General features: G+C 28.9%; 36 protein-coding genes. 1 reads left to right on the forward strand and 35 read right to left on the reverse strand.

All coding sequences use genetic code 11. The features are described 5' to 3' along the window. Positions 1-22: 22 nt before the first annotated feature. The 34 genes from rpsD to fkpA all read right to left on the reverse strand — a co-directional run bounded on the left by rpsD (position 23) and on the right by fkpA (position 19,231). Positions 23-643 carry a 30S ribosomal protein S4 gene (gene rpsD / locus BBP_RS02225; protein WP_011091550.1) on the reverse strand — a complete coding sequence of 207 codons (621 nt, stop codon included), beginning with the start codon at positions 641-643 and terminating at the stop codon, positions 23-25. Positions 644-691: 48 nt separating this feature from the next. Beyond that, a complete protein-coding gene (rpsK, locus tag BBP_RS02230; RefSeq protein ID WP_011091551.1) occupies positions 692-1,081 on the reverse strand; it encodes a 30S ribosomal protein S11 in 390 nt (129 codons plus the stop codon). Positions 1,082-1,099: 18 nt separating this feature from the next. After that, positions 1,100-1,456, reverse strand: a complete 357-nt coding sequence (gene rpsM, locus BBP_RS02235) for a 30S ribosomal protein S13 (protein ID WP_011091552.1) — start codon at positions 1,454-1,456, stop codon at positions 1,100-1,102. Between the two features lie 142 nt (positions 1,457-1,598). Further along, a complete protein-coding gene (gene rpmJ, locus BBP_RS02240) occupies positions 1,599-1,715 on the reverse strand; it encodes a 50S ribosomal protein L36 (RefSeq protein ID WP_011091553.1) in 117 nt (38 codons plus the stop codon). A gap of 28 nt (positions 1,716-1,743) precedes the next feature. Continuing rightward, the gene (secY, locus tag BBP_RS02245; RefSeq protein WP_011091554.1) at positions 1,744-3,069 is read right to left on the reverse strand and encodes a preprotein translocase subunit SecY; all 1,326 of its coding nucleotides are present in this window, start codon (positions 3,067-3,069) and stop codon (positions 1,744-1,746) included. Between the two features lie 12 nt (positions 3,070-3,081). After that, positions 3,082-3,525, reverse strand: coding sequence for a 50S ribosomal protein L15 (rplO, locus tag BBP_RS02250; RefSeq protein WP_011091555.1), 444 nt, complete (start codon positions 3,523-3,525; stop codon positions 3,082-3,084). Between the two features lie 10 nt (positions 3,526-3,535). Beyond that, complete coding sequence (gene rpmD, locus BBP_RS02255; RefSeq protein ID WP_011091556.1) at positions 3,536-3,712, reverse strand: 50S ribosomal protein L30; 177 nt, start codon at positions 3,710-3,712, stop codon at positions 3,536-3,538. After that, complete coding sequence (rpsE, locus tag BBP_RS02260) at positions 3,709-4,266, reverse strand: 30S ribosomal protein S5 (RefSeq protein ID WP_011091557.1); 558 nt, start codon at positions 4,264-4,266, stop codon at positions 3,709-3,711. The genes rpmD and rpsE overlap by 4 nt, the downstream gene beginning before the upstream one ends. Then, on the reverse strand, positions 4,235-4,588 hold the full coding sequence (gene rplR, locus BBP_RS02265) for a 50S ribosomal protein L18 (protein ID WP_044010659.1): 354 nt from the start codon (positions 4,586-4,588) through the stop codon (positions 4,235-4,237). Before rplR ends, rpsE begins: the two co-directional genes overlap by 32 nt. Positions 4,589-4,601: 13 nt before the next feature. Further along, the gene (gene rplF / locus BBP_RS02270; RefSeq protein WP_011091559.1) at positions 4,602-5,141 is read right to left on the reverse strand and encodes a 50S ribosomal protein L6; all 540 of its coding nucleotides are present in this window, start codon (positions 5,139-5,141) and stop codon (positions 4,602-4,604) included. 14 nt (positions 5,142-5,155) lie between these two features. Next, positions 5,156-5,548, reverse strand: coding sequence for a 30S ribosomal protein S8 (rpsH, locus tag BBP_RS02275; protein ID WP_011091560.1), 393 nt, complete (start codon positions 5,546-5,548; stop codon positions 5,156-5,158). Between the two features lie 36 nt (positions 5,549-5,584). Continuing rightward, positions 5,585-5,890, reverse strand: a complete 306-nt coding sequence (gene rpsN / locus BBP_RS02280; RefSeq protein WP_011091561.1) for a 30S ribosomal protein S14 — start codon at positions 5,888-5,890, stop codon at positions 5,585-5,587. Between the two features lie 24 nt (positions 5,891-5,914). Continuing rightward, positions 5,915-6,454 carry a 50S ribosomal protein L5 gene (rplE, locus tag BBP_RS02285; RefSeq protein WP_011091562.1) on the reverse strand — a complete coding sequence of 180 codons (540 nt, stop codon included), beginning with the start codon at positions 6,452-6,454 and terminating at the stop codon, positions 5,915-5,917. Between the two features lie 15 nt (positions 6,455-6,469). Continuing rightward, positions 6,470-6,784, reverse strand: coding sequence for a 50S ribosomal protein L24 (rplX, locus tag BBP_RS02290; RefSeq protein WP_011091563.1), 315 nt, complete (start codon positions 6,782-6,784; stop codon positions 6,470-6,472). A gap of 12 nt (positions 6,785-6,796) precedes the next feature. Further along, complete coding sequence (rplN, locus tag BBP_RS02295; RefSeq protein WP_011091564.1) at positions 6,797-7,165, reverse strand: 50S ribosomal protein L14; 369 nt, start codon at positions 7,163-7,165, stop codon at positions 6,797-6,799. Between the two features lie 155 nt (positions 7,166-7,320). After that, complete coding sequence (gene rpsQ, locus BBP_RS02300; protein ID WP_011091565.1) at positions 7,321-7,578, reverse strand: 30S ribosomal protein S17; 258 nt, start codon at positions 7,576-7,578, stop codon at positions 7,321-7,323. Then, on the reverse strand, positions 7,571-7,768 hold the full coding sequence (gene rpmC / locus BBP_RS02305; protein WP_011091566.1) for a 50S ribosomal protein L29: 198 nt from the start codon (positions 7,766-7,768) through the stop codon (positions 7,571-7,573). The genes rpsQ and rpmC overlap by 8 nt, the downstream gene beginning before the upstream one ends. Further along, a complete protein-coding gene (gene rplP / locus BBP_RS02310) occupies positions 7,768-8,178 on the reverse strand; it encodes a 50S ribosomal protein L16 (RefSeq protein WP_011091567.1) in 411 nt (136 codons plus the stop codon). The genes rpmC and rplP overlap by 1 nt, the downstream gene beginning before the upstream one ends. A gap of 12 nt (positions 8,179-8,190) precedes the next feature. Then, a complete protein-coding gene (gene rpsC, locus BBP_RS02315; RefSeq protein ID WP_011091568.1) occupies positions 8,191-8,898 on the reverse strand; it encodes a 30S ribosomal protein S3 in 708 nt (235 codons plus the stop codon). 5 nt (positions 8,899-8,903) lie between these two features. Then, positions 8,904-9,263, reverse strand: coding sequence for a 50S ribosomal protein L22 (gene rplV / locus BBP_RS02320; protein ID WP_011091569.1), 360 nt, complete (start codon positions 9,261-9,263; stop codon positions 8,904-8,906). A gap of 26 nt (positions 9,264-9,289) precedes the next feature. Continuing rightward, positions 9,290-9,568, reverse strand: coding sequence for a 30S ribosomal protein S19 (gene rpsS, locus BBP_RS02325; RefSeq protein ID WP_011091570.1), 279 nt, complete (start codon positions 9,566-9,568; stop codon positions 9,290-9,292). A 19-nt stretch (positions 9,569-9,587) separates the two neighbouring features. Continuing rightward, positions 9,588-10,409 carry a 50S ribosomal protein L2 gene (gene rplB / locus BBP_RS02330; RefSeq protein WP_011091571.1) on the reverse strand — a complete coding sequence of 274 codons (822 nt, stop codon included), beginning with the start codon at positions 10,407-10,409 and terminating at the stop codon, positions 9,588-9,590. A 40-nt stretch (positions 10,410-10,449) separates the two neighbouring features. After that, positions 10,450-10,752, reverse strand: a complete 303-nt coding sequence (gene rplW, locus BBP_RS02335; protein ID WP_011091572.1) for a 50S ribosomal protein L23 — start codon at positions 10,750-10,752, stop codon at positions 10,450-10,452. 11 nt (positions 10,753-10,763) lie between these two features. Next, a complete protein-coding gene (gene rplD, locus BBP_RS02340) occupies positions 10,764-11,372 on the reverse strand; it encodes a 50S ribosomal protein L4 (RefSeq protein ID WP_011091573.1) in 609 nt (202 codons plus the stop codon). Between the two features lies 1 nt (position 11,373). Next, on the reverse strand, positions 11,374-12,018 hold the full coding sequence (gene rplC / locus BBP_RS02345; protein WP_011091574.1) for a 50S ribosomal protein L3: 645 nt from the start codon (positions 12,016-12,018) through the stop codon (positions 11,374-11,376). 35 nt (positions 12,019-12,053) lie between these two features. Then, positions 12,054-12,368: a 30S ribosomal protein S10 gene (gene rpsJ, locus BBP_RS02350; protein ID WP_011091575.1), complete on the reverse strand. Its 315-nt coding sequence runs from the start codon at positions 12,366-12,368 to the stop codon at positions 12,054-12,056. A 493-nt stretch (positions 12,369-12,861) separates the two neighbouring features. Beyond that, positions 12,862-14,046: an elongation factor Tu gene (gene tuf, locus BBP_RS02355; RefSeq protein ID WP_011091576.1), complete on the reverse strand. Its 1,185-nt coding sequence runs from the start codon at positions 14,044-14,046 to the stop codon at positions 12,862-12,864. Positions 14,047-14,109: 63 nt separating this feature from the next. Next, entirely contained in the window at positions 14,110-16,242 is a 2,133-nt protein-coding gene (gene fusA, locus BBP_RS02360; RefSeq protein ID WP_011091577.1) for an elongation factor G, read from the reverse strand. A 98-nt stretch (positions 16,243-16,340) separates the two neighbouring features. Next, positions 16,341-16,811, reverse strand: coding sequence for a 30S ribosomal protein S7 (gene rpsG, locus BBP_RS02365; protein ID WP_011091578.1), 471 nt, complete (start codon positions 16,809-16,811; stop codon positions 16,341-16,343). Positions 16,812-16,878: 67 nt separating this feature from the next. After that, positions 16,879-17,250 carry a 30S ribosomal protein S12 gene (rpsL, locus tag BBP_RS02370; RefSeq protein WP_011091579.1) on the reverse strand — a complete coding sequence of 124 codons (372 nt, stop codon included), beginning with the start codon at positions 17,248-17,250 and terminating at the stop codon, positions 16,879-16,881. 74 nt (positions 17,251-17,324) lie between these two features. Next, on the reverse strand, positions 17,325-17,612 hold the full coding sequence (tusB, locus tag BBP_RS02375) for a sulfurtransferase complex subunit TusB (RefSeq protein ID WP_011091580.1): 288 nt from the start codon (positions 17,610-17,612) through the stop codon (positions 17,325-17,327). A 16-nt stretch (positions 17,613-17,628) separates the two neighbouring features. Next, entirely contained in the window at positions 17,629-17,988 is a 360-nt protein-coding gene (gene tusC, locus BBP_RS02380) for a sulfurtransferase complex subunit TusC (protein WP_011091581.1), read from the reverse strand. 15 nt (positions 17,989-18,003) lie between these two features. Further along, positions 18,004-18,396 carry a sulfurtransferase complex subunit TusD gene (gene tusD / locus BBP_RS02385; RefSeq protein WP_011091582.1) on the reverse strand — a complete coding sequence of 131 codons (393 nt, stop codon included), beginning with the start codon at positions 18,394-18,396 and terminating at the stop codon, positions 18,004-18,006. Positions 18,397-18,475: 79 nt separating this feature from the next. Beyond that, the gene (gene fkpA, locus BBP_RS02390; protein WP_011091583.1) at positions 18,476-19,231 is read right to left on the reverse strand and encodes an FKBP-type peptidyl-prolyl cis-trans isomerase; all 756 of its coding nucleotides are present in this window, start codon (positions 19,229-19,231) and stop codon (positions 18,476-18,478) included. A 584-nt stretch (positions 19,232-19,815) separates the two neighbouring features. Between fkpA and tsgA the strand changes: the two genes are divergently transcribed. Further along, positions 19,816-20,979 carry an MFS transporter TsgA gene (gene tsgA, locus BBP_RS02395; RefSeq protein ID WP_187145698.1) on the forward strand — a complete coding sequence of 388 codons (1,164 nt, stop codon included), beginning with the start codon at positions 19,816-19,818 and terminating at the stop codon, positions 20,977-20,979. On the opposite strand, the gene trpS is transcribed toward tsgA, so the two are convergent. Further along, positions 20,976-21,977 (reverse strand): tryptophan--tRNA ligase, encoded by a 1,002-nt coding sequence (trpS, locus tag BBP_RS02400; RefSeq protein ID WP_011091585.1) that lies wholly within the window; start codon positions 21,975-21,977, stop codon positions 20,976-20,978. The two genes, tsgA and trpS, sit on opposite strands and share 4 nt — an antisense overlap. Positions 21,978-22,036: the final 59 nt, after the last annotated feature.

The following is a 22,036-nucleotide window of genomic DNA, read 5'->3' on the forward strand; positions in this document are numbered from 1 at the left end:
TCCTCAAAATAATTTTTACCTTTTACTTCGAATAAAGCTCAATAATTAAATACTCATTGATTTCTGCAGATAAATCAGAACGCTCAGGAACTCTTTTATATATTCCTTGCATCTTGTTAAAATCTACTTCTATCCAAATTGGAGTTTCGCGTTGTTCTGACAATTCTAACGCAGCTTTAATTCGAGATTGTAATTTAGAATTTTTATGAATGCTAATTACATCTCCAGGGGAAACCTGATATGAAGGAATATTGACCGTACAATTATTAACTAATATAGATTTATGACTAACTAATTGACGTGCTTCAGCACGAGTAGAACCAAAACCTATTCTATAGGTGACATTATCTAAACGATTTTCTAAAAGAAATAATAAATTCTCTCCAGTATTTCCTTTTAATCTAGACGCATGTTTATAATAATTTCGGAATTGAGCTTCTAAAATACCATATAATCTACGAACCTTTTGTTTTTCTCTTAACTGCACACCATAATCAGATAATCGTTGTCTTTTAGAACCATGTTGACCAGGAAACTGATCAAATTTACATTTAGAATCAATTGCACGTATACCTGATTTAAAAAATAAATCAGTGTTTTCCCTACGACATAATTTTAATTTTGGACCTAAATATTTTGCCATTTTAAACTCTTTTGAATTATTTAATTAAACTTATTTATTAAAACTAAACTAAACCCTACGCTTTTTAGGAGAACGACAACCATTATGAGGAATAGGAGTCACATCAGTAATATTAATGATACGAAATCCAATAGTGTTTAAAGTTCTAATACTAGATTCTCGACCAGGTCCTGGACCTTTAACCATTACTTCTAAATTTTTTATACCATAACTTTTCACAATATCTGCACAACGCTCAACAGCAACTTGAGCAGCAAATGGAGTAGATTTTCTAGATCCTCGAAATCCAGATCCTCCTGAAGTAGCCCATCCTAAAACATTTCCTTTTTTATCACTAATAGAAATTATAGTATTATTAAATGATGCATGAATATGTGCAATACCATCTAAAATTTGTTTTTTAACACGTTTTTTTACACGAATTAGTTCTTTTACCATATTATTTTACCTTTGTGATTATTTTTTCATTAACTTACGCGGGCCTTTTCTAGTTCTAGCATTTGTTTTAGTCCTTTGACCACGAACTGGAAGTTTTTTTCGATGACGAGAACCGCGATAACAATTAAGATCTTGTAAACGTTTGATACTCAGCGTTACTTCACGACGTAAATCTCCTTCAACTACAAATTTCAATACTTCACATCTCAATAGTTCTAACTGATCTTTAGTTAAATCTAAAATTTTTATACTTTCACTAATATTTGTTCGTAAACAAATTAATTTAGACCTAGTTTTACCAATTCCATATACATCCATTAAAGCAACCACAACATGTTTATGATTAGCAATGTTAATACCTGCAATACGAGCCACTATAAACCCCTATAAATGTCGTTATTTATATTTTATATTTTATACAATAAAAAAATATTCTCTTTTAATACAAACCTATCATAAAATTAAATTTATACATAACTTTTAAAATACTTATAATTGTAAAACTATTTAATATTTTTTAACCTTGACGTTGTTTATGTTTCGGTTCTGATTTACAAATTACGCGAACTACATTATATCTACGAACTATTTTACAATTTCTACATAACTTTTTAACTGAAGTACGCACTTTCATTATTACCTCAATTGTCTTGAACAAAAATTTAAAATCTAAATTTATTTTTTTTAAGCACTGATTCATACTGCGTAGACATAATATATGTCTGTACTTGAGATATAAAGTCTATAATTACCACTACTATAATAAGCAATGAAGTACCACCAAAATAAAATGGAACATCCATAAAAAAACGCATAAGTTCAGGAACTAAACAAATAAAAGCCATATACATAGAACCGAGAAAAGTTAAACGTAACATAATTTTATTAATATATTGAGCAGTCTTTTCGCCAGGTCGAATTCCAAGAATAAAAGCGCCAGATTTTTTTAAATTATCAGCAGTTTCACGAGGATTAAAAGCTAATCCTGTATAAAAAAAACAAAAGAAAATTATCGCAGTAATATAAGTTAATATATATAAAGGTTTTGTAGGTTGCAAATAAAATACAATATCGACTAACCATTTGAAATGGTCTCTATTACCAAACCAAGATGCAATAGTTGCAGGAAACAAAACAATACTTGATGCAAAAATAGCTGGAATAACACCAGACATATTTAATTTTAACGGCAAATGCGTACTATTCATAGAATATGTTCGATGTCCTAAATTTCTTTTAGCATAACTAATAGTAATTTTTCTTTGACTACGCTCAATATAAACAACTAGTAGGGTTACTAAAAATATTACTATTCCGATGAAACAAAATAACAATACATGCAAACTTCCTTGTCTAACTTTTTCAACAGTATTTAAAAAAGAACTAGGTAAACCTGAAACAATACCAGAAAAAATAATTATTGAAATACCATTTCCAATACCCTTTTCAGTAATTAACTCACCCAACCACATTAAAAAAATAGTACCAGTAATTAAACTTATGATTGCTATGCCATAAAAAGAAATACTTGGATCTATAATAACGTCTTTTAATCCAGGTATATTAGGCAAACTTATAGACATTCCAAATGACTGTAATGCCGCTAATATTAACGTAATATATCTAATATATTTATTAATTCTATGACGACCTTGTTCACCATCTTTTTTCATTTCAATAAATTTTGGATGAATTAAAGTTAATATTTGTACAATTATAGATGAAGAAATAAACGGCATAATACCTAAAGCAAAAATAGACGCACGACTTAAAGCTCCACCAGAAAACATATTAAACATTTCTATAATAGTACCTCTATGATGTTCTAATAATGAAGCTAAAGCTACAGTATCAATTCCAGGAATAGGAATATACGAACCCATTCGAAATACTATTAACGAAAATATTACAAAATACATTCTTTGTTTTAATTCGCTAAATTGATTACCAAAATTTTTTAATTTAGTTTCTAGTTTTTTTTTTATCATATTAACTCACAATTAATTATTTTCTTCAATTTTACCACCAGAAGATTCAATAATATTACGAACACTTTTAGAAACAAACAAATTACGAATTATTAATATATTAGTTATAATTGATCCAGACGATATTATTTTAACATATTTAATATTCTTTTTAATAAGACCTGTTTTTTTTAAAAATTGTAAATTAATAATACAATTAGAAAAATTTTTTAAATCTTCTAATCTTACTTCAGCTACTTTTTCTTTTTTTAAAGAAACAAAACCAAATTTTGGAATACGCCTATAAAGCGGCATTTGCCCACCTTCAAAACCTCTTCGTATTTTACAACCAGAACGCGATTTTTGTCCCTTATGTCCTCTACCAGAAGTTTTTCCAAAACCAGACCCAATTCCTCTACCAACTCTTTTAGATTTTTTATGAGATTTAGAATTTGGAGACAAAGTATTTAAATACATTATTACATTCCTAATTAATTCTTAACATAAAAGATAGTAATTTTATCATTCCACGTACAGAAGGAGTGTTCTTACGAAGAACTGTATGTCCAATATAACGTAATCCTAATCCAGATAACGTAGCTTTATGTTTAGGTAAACGACCTATAGAACTCTTAATTTGAGTAATACTAATTAGCTTAATCATAAATAACTATTCTCTAATATTTCTTTTACTAATTTATTTCGTTTTAATGCAATCATTTCCGGAGATTTCATACTCTCTAAAACTAGCATTGTAGCACGTACAACATTAATAGGATTAGTTGATCCATAAGTTTTAGCTAAAACATTGTGTACACCCGCTACCTCTAAAACAGATCTCATAGCTCCACCAGCAATAATACCTGTACCATTCGAAGCTGGCTTCATAAAAATATATGATCCCGTATATGAACCGGTGACAGAATATTGTAATGTGCCATTATTTAACGGAACTTGAATCATATTACGACGTGCTTTTTCCATAGCTTTCTGAATAGCAGAAGGAACTTCACGTGCTTTTCCATATCCAAATCCTACTTTTCCATGACCATCTCCAACTACTGTTAATGCTGAAAAAGAAAAAATTCTTCCTCCTTTAACTGTTTTTGAAACACGATTCACGGATATTAATTTTTCTTTTAAATCTCCACTAACATTTCTTCCAATGTTACTCAAAATTTCTACCTCAAAACTTAAGCCCAGATTCTCTTGCAGCATCTGCAAGTGCCTTTACCCGACCATGATATTGAAAACCAGAACGATCAAAAGAAACATTAATAATACCCTTCATCAATGCTCGTTCTGCAATTTTTTTTCCAATACAAATAGACGCATGTATATTTCCAGTATATTTCACTAAATTAAGTATTTCTTTTTCAACAGTAGAAGCACTAGTTAATACTAGAGCGTTCTTAGAATCTATAATCTGAGCATATATATGCTTAGAAGTTCGATGTACAACTAAACGAATAAGATGTAATTTCTTAATTTGAAAGCGTGTTCTTGCAGCTCTACGAAGACGAGCTTTTTTTTTATTTATTGAAATTATCATATTACTTCTTTTTTGCCTCCTTAACACGCACAATTTCATTACTATAACGAATACCTTTTCCTTTATAAGGTTCAGATTTTCTATATGCTCGCAAATTAGCAGCTACCTGCCCAACTAACTGTTTATTTATTCCTTTAACAATTATTTCTGCTTGGGAAATACTTTCTACAAAAATACCAAAAGGTAAAACGTATTCAATAATATGAGAATATCCTAAAGACATATTTAAATTTTTTGAACTATTTATTGAAATTCTATAACCTACTCCAAATAACTTAAGTTTCTTAAAAAATCCTACGGTTACTCCATGAATCATAGAATTAACTAAAGATCTAGCAGTTCCAGCCTGTGCCCAACCTTTAACACTACTATTAATTCGACTAGAAAAAACTAAACATGACTTCACGCTTTTTACTAAAACACTATCATGAATCAAACGTTTTAACTCACCCTTACTTCCCTTTACAATGACCATTTGTCCAATCAATGTAATACTAACATCAGAAGGAATAACAATCGGTTGTTTAGCAATACGTGACATTTATCCTCCAAATACTATGAAACATTGCAAATAATTTCACCGCCTAAACCTTTCTTGCGAGCTACTTGATCAGTTAAAACCCCTTGAGATGTAGAAATAATAACAATGCCTAAACCAGACATAACTTGAGGTAACTTATTATTTCTAGCATATATTCGTAAACTAGGAGAACTAACTCTAGTTATATTTTCAATAACAGGTTTACTTCTAAAATATTTTAAAAATATTTCTAATATAGGTTTATTAGTACTATTTACAGAAAAATCTTTAATATAACCTTCTTCTTTTAATAAAATACTAATTTTTACTTTTAATTTAGAAGATGGCATAATTACAGAAATCTTACTAGCAAATTGACCGTTTCTAATTCTAGTTAACATATCTGCTATAGGATCTTGCATACTCATATAATATTATTCTCCAAAAAACAAACATAAATCTTTTTACCAACTAGATTTTTTTAAACCAGGAATTTCGCCACGCATAGCAGCTTCACGTACCTTAATTCTACTCAACCCAAACTTTCTTAAAAAAGCATGAGGACGTCCTGTTTGACTACAACGATTTCGCTGACGAATAGGACTAGAATCACGCGGAAATGTTTGCAATTTTAAAACAGCTTTCCACCGATCCTGTTCTAACACAGACAAATCTGAAATAATTGATTTTAAATGTTCTCTCCTAGAATAAAATTTTTTTGCTAATTTTATTCTTTTTACTTCTCGAGCTTTCATAGATTGTTTGGCCATATATTTTACAGTCCCATTTTAAATTTATGTTCGAAAAGGAAAATTAAAAGCTGATAATAAAGCATAACCTTCTCGATCAGACAATGCAGTAGTAGTAATCGTAATATTAATTCCTCTAATACGATCAATTTTATCAAAATCAATTTCTGGAAAAATAATTTGTTCCTTAATACCAATACTATAATTTCCTTTTCCATCGAAAGATTTATTAGAAAAACCACGAAAATCTCGAATTCTTGGAATTACAATAAAAATTAAACGTTCAAAAAAATCCCACTTTCGATTGCCTCTCAAAGTCACTTTACAACCAATGGGATATCCCTTACGAATTTTAAAGCTAGCAATAGATTTACGTGCCTTAGTAATTAAAGGTTTTTGACCAGAAATTTTTGTTAAATCAGATATTGCAAAATCTAAATTTTTTTTATCGATCGTTGCAATTCCTACTCCTATATTTAAAGTAATTTTATCAATTTTAGGAACTTGCATAACCGAAGAATAATTAAAGTTCAACATCAATTTTTTAGATATACTATTTTTATAATAATCATATAAAGCTACCATATAAACTACTCCATTTTAATTACAAATAGTATTATTAGATTTAAAAAACCTTACTTTTTTGCCATTTTTTACTCTAAAACCAATACGATCAGATTTTTTTGTTGTAGGATTTAAAATAGCTATATTTGAAATATTAATACTAGATTCTTGCTCTACAATACCTCCTTTTTTATTTTGTGAAGGAGAAGGTTTTGTATGTTTTTTAACAATATTAACACCTTCTACAATAACTTTACTCTTCGCAATAACTTTTCGAACTATACCAATTTTCCCTTTATCTTTTCCAATTAATACTATTACTTGATCATTTTTTTTTATTTTAGCAGCCATAATATATCCTCCTTACAAAACCTCTGGAGCTAATGAAATAATTTTCATGAATTTATCATTTCGAAGTTCCCGAGTAACAGGGCCAAAAATTCTTGTCCCTATTGGTTGATCATTATTATTTAATACAACACAAGCATTAGTGTCAAATCGAATTATAGAACCATCTGAACGTTTAACACCTTTTTTTGTTCTTATTATTACAGCTTTAAATACTTCTCCCTTCTTTACTTTTCCTCTAGGTATAGCTTCTTTTATAGAAATCTTAATGATATCACCGATTCCTGCATACCGACGACGAGATCCACCAAGTACTTTAATACACATAGCGAGACGAGCACCAGAATTATCCGCTACATTTAATATACTCTGTTCCTGTATCATATTCGAATTCCAAATTTAAATATCAGTTTAAAATGTTCATATATCTAAGAAACTTTTATGTTTATATAATAATTTTAATTTAACTATCAAAACATAAATTTTATATATGCATTTTATTCACACTAACAACAAACGTATAACACTCTAACTTATATTCATGATCTTAAAGATTTTTTTGAAATGCGAACTAACATCCAAGATTTAGTTTTAGAAATTGGACGACATTCACGAATTTCTACGATGTCACCAAACGAACATTGATTATTTTCATCATGTATACACAATTTAGTTGTTTTTTTAACAAACTTTTTATATAAAGGATGCTTAATTAATCTTTTAATAGAAACTATTGCAGACTTTTGCATTTTATTACTAATAACTTGACCAGACAACGTACGAAATTTATCAATCACACTCTTTTTCCTTTTCGGCTAATATAGTATTAACTTGAGCAATATTACGACGAACATGTTGGAGTAAATGCGACTGCTGAAGTTTTTTAGCAGAATGTTGTAAAGTAAGATTAAATTGTTCTCGCAACAAATTCATTAGCTCAATATTTAATTCTTTGATTGTTTTTTTTTTTATCTCAACTTTTTTCATCACATTACCAACTTAGTTACAAACATAGTTTTTACAGGTAATTTAGCTGCTGCTAACTTAAATGCTATTCGCGATAATTCTTCTGATACACCAGATATTTCATATAAAATCTTTCCTGGCTGTACTAATGCTACCCAATACTCAACATTTCCCTTCCCCTTTCCCATTCTTACTTCTAATGGTTTTTTAGTAATAGGTTTATCAGGAAAAATTCGAATCCAAATTTTCCCCTGCCTTTTAATAGCACGAGTAATAGCTCGTCTAGCAGATTCAATTTGACTAGATTTTAAACGCCCTCTAGTAATTGCTTTTAAACCATATAATCCAAAATGAACATTAGTTCCAATAGCTAATCCACGATTTTTACCTTTATGCATTTTTCGAAATTTAGTATTTTTCGGTTGTAACATTAAAACTTCTCCTTATTTCCTATATCTTCGTTGATGCTTTTTTAATTGAGACATAGGTTTTTGTTTTTCTATTTTTGGAATAGATCCTATACCGCCTAAAATTTCTCCCTTAAATATCCAAACTTTTACACCAATAACACCATATGTAGTATGGGCTTCAGAAACATTGTATTCAATATCAGCACGCAATGTATGTAAAGGAACACGACCTTCTCGATACCATTCTCTTCTTGCAATTTCTGTTCCACCCAAACGACCACTTATTTCTACTTTAATACCCTTAGCACCCTGTCTCATAGCATTTTGTACAGCTCTTTTCATAGCTCTACGAAACATAATTCTTCGTTCTAATTGTGATACTATATTATCAGCTACTAATTTTGCATCTAATTCTGGTTTTCGAATTTCAGCAATGTTAATTTGCGTAGGTACACCAGTAATATTTGTTATAGACAACCTCAATTTTTCTACGTCTTCCCCTTTTTTTCCTATTACTATACCAGGCCGCGCACTATATATTGTCACTCGAATACTTTTTGACGGACGCTCTATAACAATCCTAGAAACAGACGCTTTAAATAACTCCTTTCTTAAAAATAAACGCACTTGATAATCACTATCTAAAATTTTAGCAAAATCTTTACTATTTGAAAACCACACCGAATTCCAATGTTTAATTATCCCTAACCTCATACCATTAGGATGTACTTTTTGACCCATTGTACTTAACCTCTACCTTTTTTATCTTTTACTTTACTATCAGAAACTACTATAGTAATGTGACTAGTACGTTTTAAAATACGATCTGAACGACCTTTAGCACGTGGCATCATTCGTTTCATAGTTGGCCCTTCGTCAATTAAAATTTTTTTAACTTGTAAGTTATTTATATCAGATCCATGATTATGCTCAGCATTTGAAATTGCAGATTTCAAAACTTTTTTTACTAAAATTGATGCCTTTTTATTACAAAAAGTTAAAATATTTAATGCATGTTCTATATTTTTTCCTCGAATTAAATCAGCTACTAAACGTAATTTTTGAGCTGAAGAACGAGCTTGACTATGTCTAGCAATTGTTTCCATATATTTTCACCTCGATTTATAAAAATCTAACGTTTTTTAACTTTTTTATCAGCAGTATGACCTCTATATGTTCGAGTCAAAACAAATTCACCTAATTTATGTCCTACCATATCTTCAGTAATAAATACTGGAATATGTTGACGACCATTATGAATTAACATTGTTAAACCAACCATCTTTGGAAATATTGTAGAACGACGAGACCAAGTACGTATCGGTTTTTTATCACGTATTTCTACAGCTTGTTCTACTTTTCTCAATAAAGCTATATCAATAAACGGACCTTTTTTAAGAGAACGTGGCACTGTTATTTATCTCCTTAAATTATTTATGACGATGGCGAATAATAAATTTTTCCGTACGTTTATTTTTTCTTGTTTTCTTTCCCTTAGTTTGCAAACCCCAAGGACTTACTGGATGTTTCCCAAAATTTCTCCCTTCTCCACCTCCATGAGGATGATCTACAGGATTCATAGCAGTTCCTCGAACAGTAGGACGTATACCACGCCATCTAGATGCCCCTGCTTTACCTAACACCCTTAACATAGATTCCGAATTTCCTACTTCTCCTATCGTAGCTCTACATTTTGATTCTAGTTTTCTAGTTTCACCAGATCGCAATCGAATAGTAACATATGAATTTTCGCGTGATATTAATTGAACATAAGTACCTGCTGAACGCGCAATTTGTCCTCCTTTTCCAGGTTTTATCTCTACATTATGTATAACCGTACCTATAGGAATATTTTTCATAGGTAACGCATTTCCTATTTTTATTTCTGCGTTAAAACCTGATACAATTTTTGAACCTACCATTAATCCCTTAGAAGCTAAAATATATCGTCTATCTCCATCAGAATACAATATTAATGCAATATTAGAAGATCTATTAGGATCATATTCTAAACGCTCAACAATAGCAGGAATATTATCTTTATTTCTTTTAAAATCAATTATTCTATAAAATCTTTTATGTCTACCACCAATGTGACGAGTGGTAATTCTTCCACAATTATTACGACCGCCACTTTTACTATTTTTTCTAATTAATGAGGAAATAGGTTTTCCTTTATATAAACTAGGATTTACTACTTTTATAGCATGACGACGACCTGGAGATGTAGGTTTGCATTTAATAATAGCCATTTTTTTTCTCTTTTCATCATTACTAATCTAGTATATTGTCTTATTCCGAACTTCCAATAAAATTTATGTTTTGCCCCCTTTTTAAAGTCACATAAGCTTTTTTCCAATTACTAGAACACGTTATACGACTTTTTTTTCGCTTACATTTTCCTTGAACTACCAATGTATTAACATTTTTTACTGCTACATTAAACATATTTTGCACAGCACGTTTAATTTCTAATTTAGTAGCACAAATAGATACTTTAATAATTACAGTGCTAAAATTTCCTGACAACGTAGAAGATTTTTCAGAAATATGAGGACCTAACAATACTTTTAATAAAATTTTTTCATAAATCATTGTTTTACTAATCAAGTTAATAACTCCTCTACCTTTTGGATAGCTTTAGAAGTAATTAATACGTGATTAAAAGAAATTAAACTTCGTGGATTCATATGATTCACAGTTTGCACATCAACTTTATACAAATTTCGAGATGCTAACTTTAAATTATTATCCTTAGTTTTAGTAATAATTAAAACATCATGTAATTTAATATCTCTTAACTTATCAATTAATAATCTTGTTTTAGGGAACTCTATAGTAAACTCCCTAAAAACTACTAAACGTTTTTGACGAATTAATTCAGAAAAAATACTTTTTAAAGCACCTCTATACATTTTTTTATTAATTTTTTGATAAAAACTTTTTGGTTTAGCTGCAAAAGTAACTCCACCAGAACGCCACAAGGGACTTCTGAGTGAACCTACTCTAGCACGTCCTGTTCCTTTTTGACGCCAAGGTTTTTTACCTGATCCAGAAACTTCTGAACGATTTTTTTGAGCATGAGTTCCTTGTCGAATACTAGAAGAATAAGAAATAATTACTTGATGTACCAATGCTTCATTAAAATCACGACCAAAAGTAATATCAGATACATTGAGAACACTATGTTCATCGTCTCTCAACACTAATTCCATATTAAACTCCTCGTGTTTTAATTGCTGGCTTAATAATAATGTTTCCACCTGAATAACCGGGTACAGCTCCTTTAACCAAAATTATTTCTTGATTTAAATCAATTTTAACTATATCTAAATTTTGTACTGTAACTCTATGATTACCCAAATGCCCTGCCATCTTTTTTCCTTTAAAAACTCTACCAGGAGTTTGATTTTGACCAATAGAACCAGGTGCTCGATGTGACAAAGAATTTCCATGAGTAGCATCCTGAGTATGAAAATTCCATCGCTTTACAGTACCGCAAAACCCCTTTCCTTTCGATGTACCAATTATATCTACTTTTTTTATATTAGAAAATAATTCTAAATTCAAACTTTGACCTATTTTAAAGTCATTTATACTACTATTAGTAAGTTTAAATTCCCATAATCCTTTTCCTATTTTTACTCCAGATTTCAAAAAATGACCTATTTCCGGCTTTAATAATTTATTAGATTTTTTTATACCAGTAGTAACTTGAACAGCATGATATAAATCACGACTAATAGTTTTAATTTGAGTGATTCTATTTTCTTTAACTTTAATTATTGTTACAGGATAAACTGTCCCTTCTTCTGTAAAAATTCGAGTCATTCCAAGTTTTTGCCCAATTAAACCCATCATTACGCTATAAATCCTTGAATAATTTATTGATATAACTAACCTAAACTAATTTGAACATCGACGCCAGCAGCAAGATCTAATCTCATCAATGCGTCTACTGTTTTCTCAGTAGGTTCTACGATATCAATTAATCGTTTATGTGTACGAATTTCATATTGATCACGTGCATCTTTATTGACATGAGGAGAAATTAATACTGTAAATTTTTCTTTATGTGTTGGTAAAGGAATTGGTCCACGAACTTGAGCTCCAGTTCTTTTAGCAGTTTCTACAATTTCTGACGTTGATTGATCTATTAATCTATGATCAAAGGCTTTAAGACGAATACGTATTCTTTGGTTCTGCTGCATAAGACCAGAACTCCCATAATATACAAATTAAAAAACATACCTCTTTTCAAATTTAAAAAGAATATGTAATTATTTAAAATTTAGTTTCCAAATTAGAAACATTGTTAAAAATTTGAACTGTAAGTTAAACAACCTTAAAATCACAACTTAACGAATAGCTTAAAAATCAACATTAATATAAATACATCATACTATTTAAATGTATTCTTATATATAATGTAAATATTAATAATATCATAAAAATAAATTAAATATTAAAATAAAAACATAAATTTTTATAAAAATTTTATTTTAAACGATATTGTTTCTATCTATTTAAATATCTATTACAATTAAACATTATAATATTGTTTCAAAATATTAAATTATTAACATAATTTATAATACCTTAAAAATCTTAAAAAAATCAAGAAAAGAACTTATTCTATGCTTCTTTTCTTGACTTTATTAAATTAATCATATATTTTTTAGATTATTGTTAAAAAATATACTTTTACTGCAGAACTTTAACTACAATTCCAGCTCCTACAGTTTTTCCGCCTTCCCGAATAGCAAATCTCAATCCATCAGACATAGCAATAGGATGAATTAAAGTAATTACCATTTTAACATTATCACCAGGCATAACCATCTCCATATCCTCTGGTAATTCAACCGATCCGGTTACATCTGTAGTTCGAAAATAAAACTGAGGACGATAACCTTTAAAAAACGGCGTATGGCGACCGCCTTCTTCTTTAGACAACACATATACTTCAGATTCAAATTTTATATGTGGGGTAATCGTTCCAGGTTTCGCTAAAACTTGACCACGCTCAATATCATCTCTTTTCGTACCCCTTAACAAAACACCAACATTTTCTCCTGCTCGCCCTTCATCTAATAATTTTCTAAACATTTCTACACCAGTGCATATAGTCTTAACAGTAGATTTTATACCAACTATTTCTACTTCCTCACCTACTTTTATAATACCTCTTTCAATACGTCCAGTAACTACAGTTCCACGTCCTGATATAGAAAATACATCTTCAATAGGTAATAAAAAAGGTTGATCAATAGATCGTTTAGGCTCAGGAATATATGTATCTAAATAATTGGACAAATCTAAAATTTTTTGTTCCCATTGAGGATCACCCTCTAACGCTTTTAAGGCAGATCCTCTGACAATAGGAGTGCTATCACCAGGAAAATCATATTGCGTTAATAAATCACGTACTTCCATTTCCACTAATTCTAATAATTCTTCATCATCAACCATGTCACACTTATTTAAGAAAACTACAATATAAGGAACACCTACTTGACGCCCTAACAAAATATGCTCACGAGTTTGAGGCATCGGGCCATCAGTAGCAGCAACTACCAAAATAGCTCCATCCATCTGTGCAGCACCAGTAATCATGTTCTTAATATAATCTGCATGTCCTGGACAATCAACATGCGCATAATGTCTTATAGAAGTATCATACTCAACATGTGACGTATTAATTGTAATACCTCTAGCTTTTTCTTCTGGAGCATTATCTATTTGATCAAATGCACAAGCAGCACCTCCATACTTTTTAGATAATACAGTAGTAATTGCTGATGTTAAAGTAGTTTTACCATGATCAACGTGACCAATTGTTCCAACATTGATATGAGGCTTAGAACGTTTAAATTTTTCTTTAGACACAACTCATTTCCTTTCTATAAAAATAAAATAATTTAAACAAAATTAATATAAAAATAACAATTACTAATTCTTGTCCCTATTTTGAATAATAGATGACGCTACATGGACAGGCGCTTCAGAATACTTTAAAAACTCCATAGAATAAGAAGCTCTTCCCTGAGTTTGAGATCGAACATCAGTAGCATAACCAAACATACAAGACAATGGAACCTGAGCACGAATAGATTTTCCTATAGATAAATCTATCATACCTTCAATCATACCTCGTCTTCGATTCAAATCACCTATCACGTCGCCCATATACTCTTCCGGAGTCTCTACTTCTACTTTCATAATAGGTTCAAGTAAAACAGGATTAGCTTTTTTAAAGGCGCTTTTAAATGCTAACGATGCAGCTAATTTAAACGCAATTTCAGATGAATCAACATCATGATAAGATCCAAAATGCAACCGAACACCAATGTCTACTACAGAATAACCAGCAAGAGGACCATATAAAAGTTGTTCTTGTATACCTTTATCTATAGCTGAAATATATTCTCCAGGAATAATTCCACCTTTTATATCATTTATAAAAATATACCCTGACTGATTAAGAGGTTTTAATGGAAATAGATCTATAACAACATGTCCATATTGTCCTCTTCCACCAGATTGTTTTATATATTTTCCTTCTACATTCTTAACTGAACTCTGAATCGTTTCTCGATATGACACTTGAGGTTGACCAATATTAGCACCTACTCCAAATTCTCTTCTCATTCTATCAACAATTATTTCTAAATGTAATTCACCCATGCCTGAAATAATAGTCTGATTAGATTCTCGATCTGTATGAACTTTAAATGAAGGATCTTCCTTTGCTAATCTATTTAAAGCAACACTCATTTTTTCTTGATCAATTTTAGTTTTTGGTTCTACTGCTATGGAAATAACAGGATCCGGAAAATCCATTTTTTCTAAAACAACTACATTATTTGGATCACATAAAGTATCTCCAGTAGTAACACTTTTCAAACCAATTGCAGCTGCAATATCACCTGCTCTCACCTCTTTTATTTCTTCCCTTTTATTTGCATGCATTTGAACAATTCTTCCAAATCTTTCTTTTTTTTTCTTAACTGAGTTATAAATAACATCTCCAGAACTTACTTTACCTGAATAAACTCTAAAAAATGTCAAATTTCCTACAAATGGATCTGTAGCAATTTTAAACGCTAATGCTACAAATGCTTCTTGATCATTTGATAAATCCATATTTGAAGAACATGATTTTTTACTATTACTCTTTTGACTAATTTTTTTAACATTGTAAGAAGCTACATCCATAGGAGAAGGTAAATACTCAACTATAGCATCTAACAACGCTTGAACTCCTTTATTTTTAAAAGCTGATCCACAGGTAATCAGAACTATTTCATTGTTTAATACACGTTGACGCAAAGAATTCTTGATTTCATACTCAGATAATTTTTTCCCAGTTAAATACTTATCCATTAAAAAATCATCATTCTCAACAGCTGATTCAATTAATTTTTGACGCCATCTATCTGATAATACTGTTAAATCAGAAGGTATATTATCATATTTAAAAGTAATACCTTTATCTAAATCATCCCAATAAATAGCTTTCATCCTAATTAAATCAATAACCCCAGAAAAATTTTCCTCAGAATTTATTGGAATTTGTATCGGTACAGGATCTATACCCAAACGTTCGTTCATTTGTTTAACTACATTAAAAAAATTTGCCCCCATACGATCCATCTTATTAATAAAAGCTATCCTAGGAACATTATATTTGTTTACTTGTCTCCACACTGTCTCTGATTGAGGTTGTACTCCACCAACGGCACAATAAATCATAACAGCACCATCTAATACTCGCATTGATCTTTCTACTTCTATCGTAAAATCAACATGTCCTGGCGTATCAATAATATTAATTCGATGTGGTAAAAATTGTTTTGACATTCCTGACCAAAAAGTAGTAGTGGCTGCCGAAGTAATTGTAATTCCTCGTTCTTGTTCTTGTTCCATCCAATCCATGGTAGCTGCGCCATCATGAACTTCTCCAATCTTATGATTGATTCCCGTGTAAAATAAAATACGTTCAGTAGTAGTAGTTTTTCCAGCATCAATGTGTGCACTAATACCTATATTTCGATATTGTGACACAGGTGTAATACGAGCCATTCTATCCCTCTAATTTTTAATTTTTATACAGTAAATTATTTCACTTATATAGAAATTAATAATTAATTTCAATTTAAAAACTATAATTTTTCAATGTTTTACCAACGATAATGTGCAAAAGCTTTGTTAGCTTCAGCCATACGATGTACATCTTCACGCTTTTTAACAGCAGATCCCTTGTTTTCTATCGCATCCGATAATTCATTAGACAATCGTATAATCATTGATTTATCTATGCGTTTTCGCGCTGAATGCACAATCCAACGCATAGCTAAAGCATGACGTCGCACTGGACGAACTTCTATCGGAACTTGATAAGTTGATCCACCAACACGACGAGATTTTACTTCAACAGTAGGACGTACATTCTCTAAAGCTAATTCCAACACTTCTAATTCGGGTTTTCCTATCTTTTTTGCTAACATTGTTAAAGCTTGATATACAATTTCTTCAGCAATAGATTTTTTTCCATCAACCATTATTATATTAATTAATTTTGCAACCATTTCAGAAGAAAATTTTGGATCAGACAAAATTTTTCGATGTCCAATACCACGACGTCTTGGCATAATAGTATGTACCCCACATAAAAATTTTTATTAAATTTAATAAAAAATAAAATAAATTATACTAAAGCTATTTTTTCTTTTTAACTCCATATTTAGATCTACCCTGACTTCTACTTTTAACTCCTGAACAATCTAAAGCACCCCTAATAACGTGATAACGAACTCCAGGCAAATCTTTAACCCTTCCCCCTCTAATTAAAATTACTGAATGTTCTTGTAAATTATGACCTTCTCCTCCTATATAAGCAGTGACTTCATATCCATTTGTTAAACGTACTCTACATACTTTCCGCAATGCAGAATTAGGCTTTTTTGGTGTAGTAGTATACACCCGTATACATACTCCTCGTTTTTGAGGACATTTATTTAATGCAGGAACATTATTTTTAATTAACTTTCGTGAACGAGATTTTCGAACTAACTGATTGACTGTTGCCATAATAACTCCTAAATTATCACTAAATATTATAAATAATGTTTAAAAAATGCGATATAATCCATATTATAAAAAAATTACCATGACATTTGCTGCTTATGTTTTACAGTTAAATCAACAAATCTGTTATATCCTATTACGTTAACATTCGGAGAAATATTGTCTAAAATACCACGGGCACACAAATCTTGTTTTAAAGCATACATAGAAACAGAATAAGATAAAATTTTATTTAAAAATACATTATTTTTTAATGCTAACACCACACTATTTTGTAGCATTAATATATCATCTACAGATTCTAACATATTCATTAATAATACCATATTAGTTTCAAACGGAGAACGCATTAAAATATGCAACATTTTTAATCAATTCCCTTTAAAAATTAATTATTAAATCACTATTTTTTAACTTGTTTCGAATTTCAATAGCAGATAATATAGAAACGTCTAATAAAAAGTCTGTCTTTTTAAACAAACCGCGTTCCTTCAAAGACTCATTACATAAAAAAAAATCATAAATACCAAAAAACGGTAATATTTTAAAAGATAAAACATAATTTTTTGACAAAATTTCATCTGGCTTTTGATTTTTTAATAATTGAAAAATACCATCACCAATAAAAAAAACTGAAATCTTACTATTCATAATAGAAACAGACAATAATAAATCTAAACCTTCACGACCTAAACTAACGCCATGCGGTACATAAGAAAAAACAAAAGCTATTTTTTTCATATCATTATCATTATGCTAAAATTGTATAACACGATCGCTAATCTTCAAGTAATTTGAAAATTCACCCAAGCCAGTTAAAAAAAATGATGATTTTAAATTACCTACTTTAATATTCTTATTTTGTTTTGTATTAGATACTACATCAATAACTCCTCTTCTTAAAGCGGCACTAACACATACACATAACTTAACTAAATACTTGTTATGCAACCAAGTCCATTCTTCTACTAAATTACATTCGTTAAAATTAGGAGATATAAATTTATTAGCATTTAATGCTCCATCACAATAAAAAAAAATACTCAATAATTTATGATGATTTAAGATAACTGCACGTGAAAACAAAAACGCACTAGTAGAATTTTGTGTGCTATACGGTGGCCCAATAACTAATACAGTATAATTCATAAAATATATCACCTTATTTCGTAAATTTTAATATAAAATAAAACTTGTTAATACATATTTCTTTTTAAAATAGTAAATTTTACTTAGATTGTATGTCTATTAATTCTATTTCAAATATTAAAGTCGAATTTCCTGGAATTCCAGGTACTCCAGTTTCCCCATATGCTAATTTCGGTGGTATTACTAATTTTATTAAACCACCTTTTTTTATATATTTTAAACCTTCTATCCAACCTGGAATAACGCTATCTAAAGAAAAAGATAAAGGTTGACCTCGCTTGTAAGAATTATCAAACTCATTACCATTAATCAATGATCCTTTATAATGAACTGTGATAACATCACTATCATGCAAAAATTTACCACTTCCTTTTTTCTTAATAAAAAAAACTAAACCCGAAGACGTGTGTCTCGCATCTTTTTTCTTTAGCATTTTTTTAATATATAAATCTCCTTGAATTTTATTATTATGTGCTTCCTTCTTTAAAACTATATCTTCAAAATATTTTAATTTTTTTTCTAATTTTATTAATTCCATTGAAATTTCTTGGTCAGATAATATAGTCTTTCCTGAAAGAGAGTCTCTTATTCCTGATAATAAACTATTTTTATCTAAAATCACTCCTAATCGCTTCTGCTCACGAAAAGAATGATTAATGTAATTTCCTAATGATACTCCCAACGCATAAGCTGATTGATCATCAAAATTTTCAAGATTCTTTTGAATAATATGATCTTTTCGAATCAAAGATGTACTAGCATATAAAGATTTTGGAAAAAATATTGATAGAAAAATCATTACAAAAATTATGTGTATAATTTTCAACAAAATCATAATTTCTCCGACGAATCATTCTAATTAAAATTTTTATTAAAATTCACTTAAACTAATATTTTTAAATATAAATCTTTAATACCTAAAATATTTTTTTATATTATTAAAACTTCAAATATTTTACTGTCCTTTTAAAATAATAAAAAAATAACTATTATATTTAAAACTTCATAAACATATCTAAATTCTTATAATTTCTAACTTTACTTTTATTGTAATAATAAATATTTTTAGCACTTTTAAAAAAAACCATAAAATACATTAATTTATTATACGAATTTATTTTATTACAAATATTAACACTCAAAAACTTTCTAAATATAAACATAAAACATTTAAACAAAAATTATTACTATTAAAAATTTATTGATATATTACAAATATTCACTCTTAAAGTTAACTACAGTTACAACACTTTATAAAGTAATTTTATTACTACAAAACTATACTCACATTTATATTAATTATCTATTATAATAAATATTTTAAGTTATGAACGTATTTTATTTAATGATAAAAAAATTTATATACTCTAAACTATAATTTAATCAACAAATAACCGACATATACGGATTTCTAAAATGATAAATAAAAGTAATCTTATAGGACTTACTTGTATTAGCTTCCTATCTTACGCTTTAACCGGAGCATTAATTACAATCACTGGCATTTTTTTAGAAAATATTTCAAAATATTTTAATATACCTATAACAGACATGGGTAATACGTTTACTTTTTTAAATGCAGGGATTTTATCTTCTATTTTTATAAGTTCTTGGATAACAAATATTATTAATTTAAAAACACAATTAATTTTTGGATTTATATTAACTATCATTGCTACATTAATATTAATTTTTAGTCATAACTTAACATATTTTTCTATCAGTATGTTTATGCTAGGAATAATTAGCGGAATTACCATGTCTATTGGCACATACATCATTACAAATTTGTATACTGATCAAACAAGAGCTTCAATGCTATTATTAACCGATTCTTTTTTTAGCATGTCAGGTATAATTTTCCCCATTATAACAGCACTAATTATTTCCAATAATATGAAATGGTACTGGGTGTATTTTATTATAGGAATTATTTATTTAATAATATTTTTAATTACAATAAATACAAAATTTCCTATAATTTACACAGAAATTTCTAAAAAACGTATTAAAACATGGAATTTTTCTATCTTATGTCTATCCATTTCTGCACTATTATATATTTTAGGTCAATTAAGTTTTATATCATGGATGCCAGAATACACTATGAAATATATTCATATAAGTATTAATCAATCTAGTAAGTTAGTTAGTGCATTTTGGATGGCGTATATGGTGGGCATGTGGATTTTTAGTTTTATACTTAAATTTTTTGATTTAAAAAAAACAATAATAACGCTATCAGGAATTTCCTTATTTTTAATGTCTTTATTTAACATATTTTATGACTACGCATTACTATATATTATAATACTCTCGCTAGGATTTTTTTCAAGTGCAATTTATACAATTATAATTACACTAGCTTCGCAACAAACACCATTATCTTCACCTAAAACAATTAATTATATCCTGACTAGTGGTACTGTTGGTACACTATTAACATTTATTATTACAGGTCCTATAGTTCAAAAATATGGAATTTTCTCAGCACTACTTGTCTCAAACATTTTATATGGAATAGTATTTTTTCTTGTAATAATATTCGCTACGTTAACAAAGACAAAACCAATACATGACTAAAATAATCCCATCGAAGTTTTAACTTTCTTAAGTAATTTTTTTGCATACCAACTCGCTCTTTTCGAACCTTCAGAAAGTATTTTTTCTAAATAATCTTCATTTTTTCTAAAACTAAAATATAAATTTTGAAAATTAGTCATAAAATTCACTATCTCTTTTATTACTACTGATTTAAAATCTTGATACGAATAATAATAAAACTCTTTCTCTATATCCGATATATCCCTATTCTGGAAACAGGATAAAATATTAATTAAATTAGAAATACCTATCTTAGTATCCTTATCATAACGAATTCTAGGAGGATTATCTGAATCAGTTACTGCTAACTTAATCTTTTTTTTAACGGAGCTAAGATTGTCTAATAAAAAAATAACACCGTTCTCATTCACATCTGATTTAGACATTTTTTTAGTTGGGTCAGACAAAGATAAAATATTAGAACCATAATAAGACATTTTATTCTTAGGAATCTTAAACGTGTTTCCATATAATAAATTAAATCTCCGTGCAATATTGCATATCAATTCCATATGTTGTTTTTGATCTAAACCAATAGGAACAACATCAGTATCATATAATAAAACATCTGAAGCCATTAAAATAGGATAACTTAATAAACCAACGTTAATATTTTTAGAATTTTTTCTAGCTTTATCCTTAAATTGAGTCATTCTAATTAACTCTCCATAATATGTACAACACGTTAATAACCAATGCAACTCAGAATGCTCATGAACACAAGACTGCAAAAAAATAACACTTTTACAAGGATCAAGACCACATGCTAAATATGTTGCTACTACATCTAAAACACTATTTTTTAGTATAGCAGATGAACGTCGTACAGTAAGAGAATGCAAATCAGCAATACAAAAAAAACACGTAAAATCATGTTGCATTAAAATCCATTCACGCAACACACCAATATAATTACCAATAGTCAATTGTCCTGACGGTTGTACTGCACTAAATACATTTTTGTTTAACTTTTCCATTAGCGTTGCTTTCCGAAAAATAAAAATATAATAAACTTAATTTACCCAATATTAATTTA

It is taken from the genome of Buchnera aphidicola str. Bp (Baizongia pistaciae), from assembly GCF_000007725.1.
GTDB classification, from domain to species: Bacteria; Pseudomonadota; Gammaproteobacteria; order Enterobacterales; family Enterobacteriaceae; genus Buchnera_B; species Buchnera_B aphidicola_H.

What these genes read in the sequence shown, in the direction of transcription:
- fusA (WP_011091577.1), bottom strand. Translation starts at nt 16,242, where the DNA reads ATGGCTCGTATTACACCTGTGTCACAATATCGAAATATAGGTATTAGT.
- rplN (WP_011091564.1), bottom strand. Translation starts at nt 7,165, where the DNA reads ATGATACAGGAACAGAGTATATTAAATGTAGCGGATAATTCTGGTGCT.
- rpsD (WP_011091550.1), bottom strand. Translation starts at nt 643, where the DNA reads ATGGCAAAATATTTAGGTCCAAAATTAAAATTATGTCGTAGGGAAAAC.
- rpmJ (WP_011091553.1), bottom strand. Translation starts at nt 1,715, where the DNA reads ATGAAAGTGCGTACTTCAGTTAAAAAGTTATGTAGAAATTGTAAAATA.
- rpsH (WP_011091560.1), bottom strand. Translation starts at nt 5,548, where the DNA reads ATGAGTATGCAAGATCCTATAGCAGATATGTTAACTAGAATTAGAAAC.
- rpsG (WP_011091578.1), bottom strand. Translation starts at nt 16,811, where the DNA reads ATGCCAAGACGTCGTGGTATTGGACATCGAAAAATTTTGTCTGATCCA.
- tusC (WP_011091581.1), bottom strand. Translation starts at nt 17,988, where the DNA reads ATGAAAAAAATAGCTTTTGTTTTTTCTTATGTACCGCATGGCGTTAGT.
- trpS (WP_011091585.1), bottom strand. Translation starts at nt 21,977, where the DNA reads ATGGAAAAGTTAAACAAAAATGTATTTAGTGCAGTACAACCGTCAGGA.
- secY (WP_011091554.1), bottom strand. Translation starts at nt 3,069, where the DNA reads ATGATAAAAAAAAAACTAGAAACTAAATTAAAAAATTTTGGTAATCAA.
- rpsJ (WP_011091575.1), bottom strand. Translation starts at nt 12,368, where the DNA reads ATGCAGCAGAACCAAAGAATACGTATTCGTCTTAAAGCCTTTGATCAT.
- rplC (WP_011091574.1), bottom strand. Translation starts at nt 12,018, where the DNA reads ATGATGGGTTTAATTGGGCAAAAACTTGGAATGACTCGAATTTTTACA.
- rpsK (WP_011091551.1), bottom strand. Translation starts at nt 1,081, where the DNA reads ATGGTAAAAGAACTAATTCGTGTAAAAAAACGTGTTAAAAAACAAATT.
- tusB (WP_011091580.1), bottom strand. Translation starts at nt 17,612, where the DNA reads ATGTTGCATATTTTAATGCGTTCTCCGTTTGAAACTAATATGGTATTA.
- rpmD (WP_011091556.1), bottom strand. Translation starts at nt 3,712, where the DNA reads ATGATTAAGCTAATTAGTATTACTCAAATTAAGAGTTCTATAGGTCGT.
- rplE (WP_011091562.1), bottom strand. Translation starts at nt 6,454, where the DNA reads ATGGTAGCTTTATATGATTATTATAAAAATAGTATATCTAAAAAATTG.
- rplF (WP_011091559.1), bottom strand. Translation starts at nt 5,141, where the DNA reads ATGTCACGTATTGCTAAACAACCGATTGTTATTCCTTCTGATGTTAGT.
- rpsC (WP_011091568.1), bottom strand. Translation starts at nt 8,898, where the DNA reads ATGGGTCAAAAAGTACATCCTAATGGTATGAGGTTAGGGATAATTAAA.
- rplV (WP_011091569.1), bottom strand. Translation starts at nt 9,263, where the DNA reads ATGGAAACAATTGCTAGACATAGTCAAGCTCGTTCTTCAGCTCAAAAA.
- fkpA (WP_011091583.1), bottom strand. Translation starts at nt 19,231, where the DNA reads ATGATTTTGTTGAAAATTATACACATAATTTTTGTAATGATTTTTCTA.
- rplP (WP_011091567.1), bottom strand. Translation starts at nt 8,178, where the DNA reads ATGTTACAACCGAAAAATACTAAATTTCGAAAAATGCATAAAGGTAAA.
- rpsN (WP_011091561.1), bottom strand. Translation starts at nt 5,890, where the DNA reads ATGGCCAAACAATCTATGAAAGCTCGAGAAGTAAAAAGAATAAAATTA.
- rplO (WP_011091555.1), bottom strand. Translation starts at nt 3,525, where the DNA reads ATGTATTTAAATACTTTGTCTCCAAATTCTAAATCTCATAAAAAATCT.
- rpmC (WP_011091566.1), bottom strand. Translation starts at nt 7,768, where the DNA reads ATGAAAAAAGTTGAGATAAAAAAAAAAACAATCAAAGAATTAAATATT.
- rplW (WP_011091572.1), bottom strand. Translation starts at nt 10,752, where the DNA reads ATGATTTATGAAAAAATTTTATTAAAAGTATTGTTAGGTCCTCATATT.
- rplD (WP_011091573.1), bottom strand. Translation starts at nt 11,372, where the DNA reads ATGGAATTAGTGTTGAGAGACGATGAACATAGTGTTCTCAATGTATCT.
- rpsL (WP_011091579.1), bottom strand. Translation starts at nt 17,250, where the DNA reads ATGGCAACAGTCAATCAGTTAGTTCGAAAATCTCGTTCACGAAAGTTA.
- rplX (WP_011091563.1), bottom strand. Translation starts at nt 6,784, where the DNA reads ATGGCTGCTAAAATAAAAAAAAATGATCAAGTAATAGTATTAATTGGA.
- tusD (WP_011091582.1), bottom strand. Translation starts at nt 18,396, where the DNA reads ATGAATTATACTGTATTAGTTATTGGGCCACCGTATAGCACACAAAAT.
- rplB (WP_011091571.1), bottom strand. Translation starts at nt 10,409, where the DNA reads ATGGCTATTATTAAATGCAAACCTACATCTCCAGGTCGTCGTCATGCT.
- rpsE (WP_011091557.1), bottom strand. Translation starts at nt 4,266, where the DNA reads ATGCTGCAAGAGAATCTGGGCTTAAGTTTTGAGGTAGAAATTTTGAGT.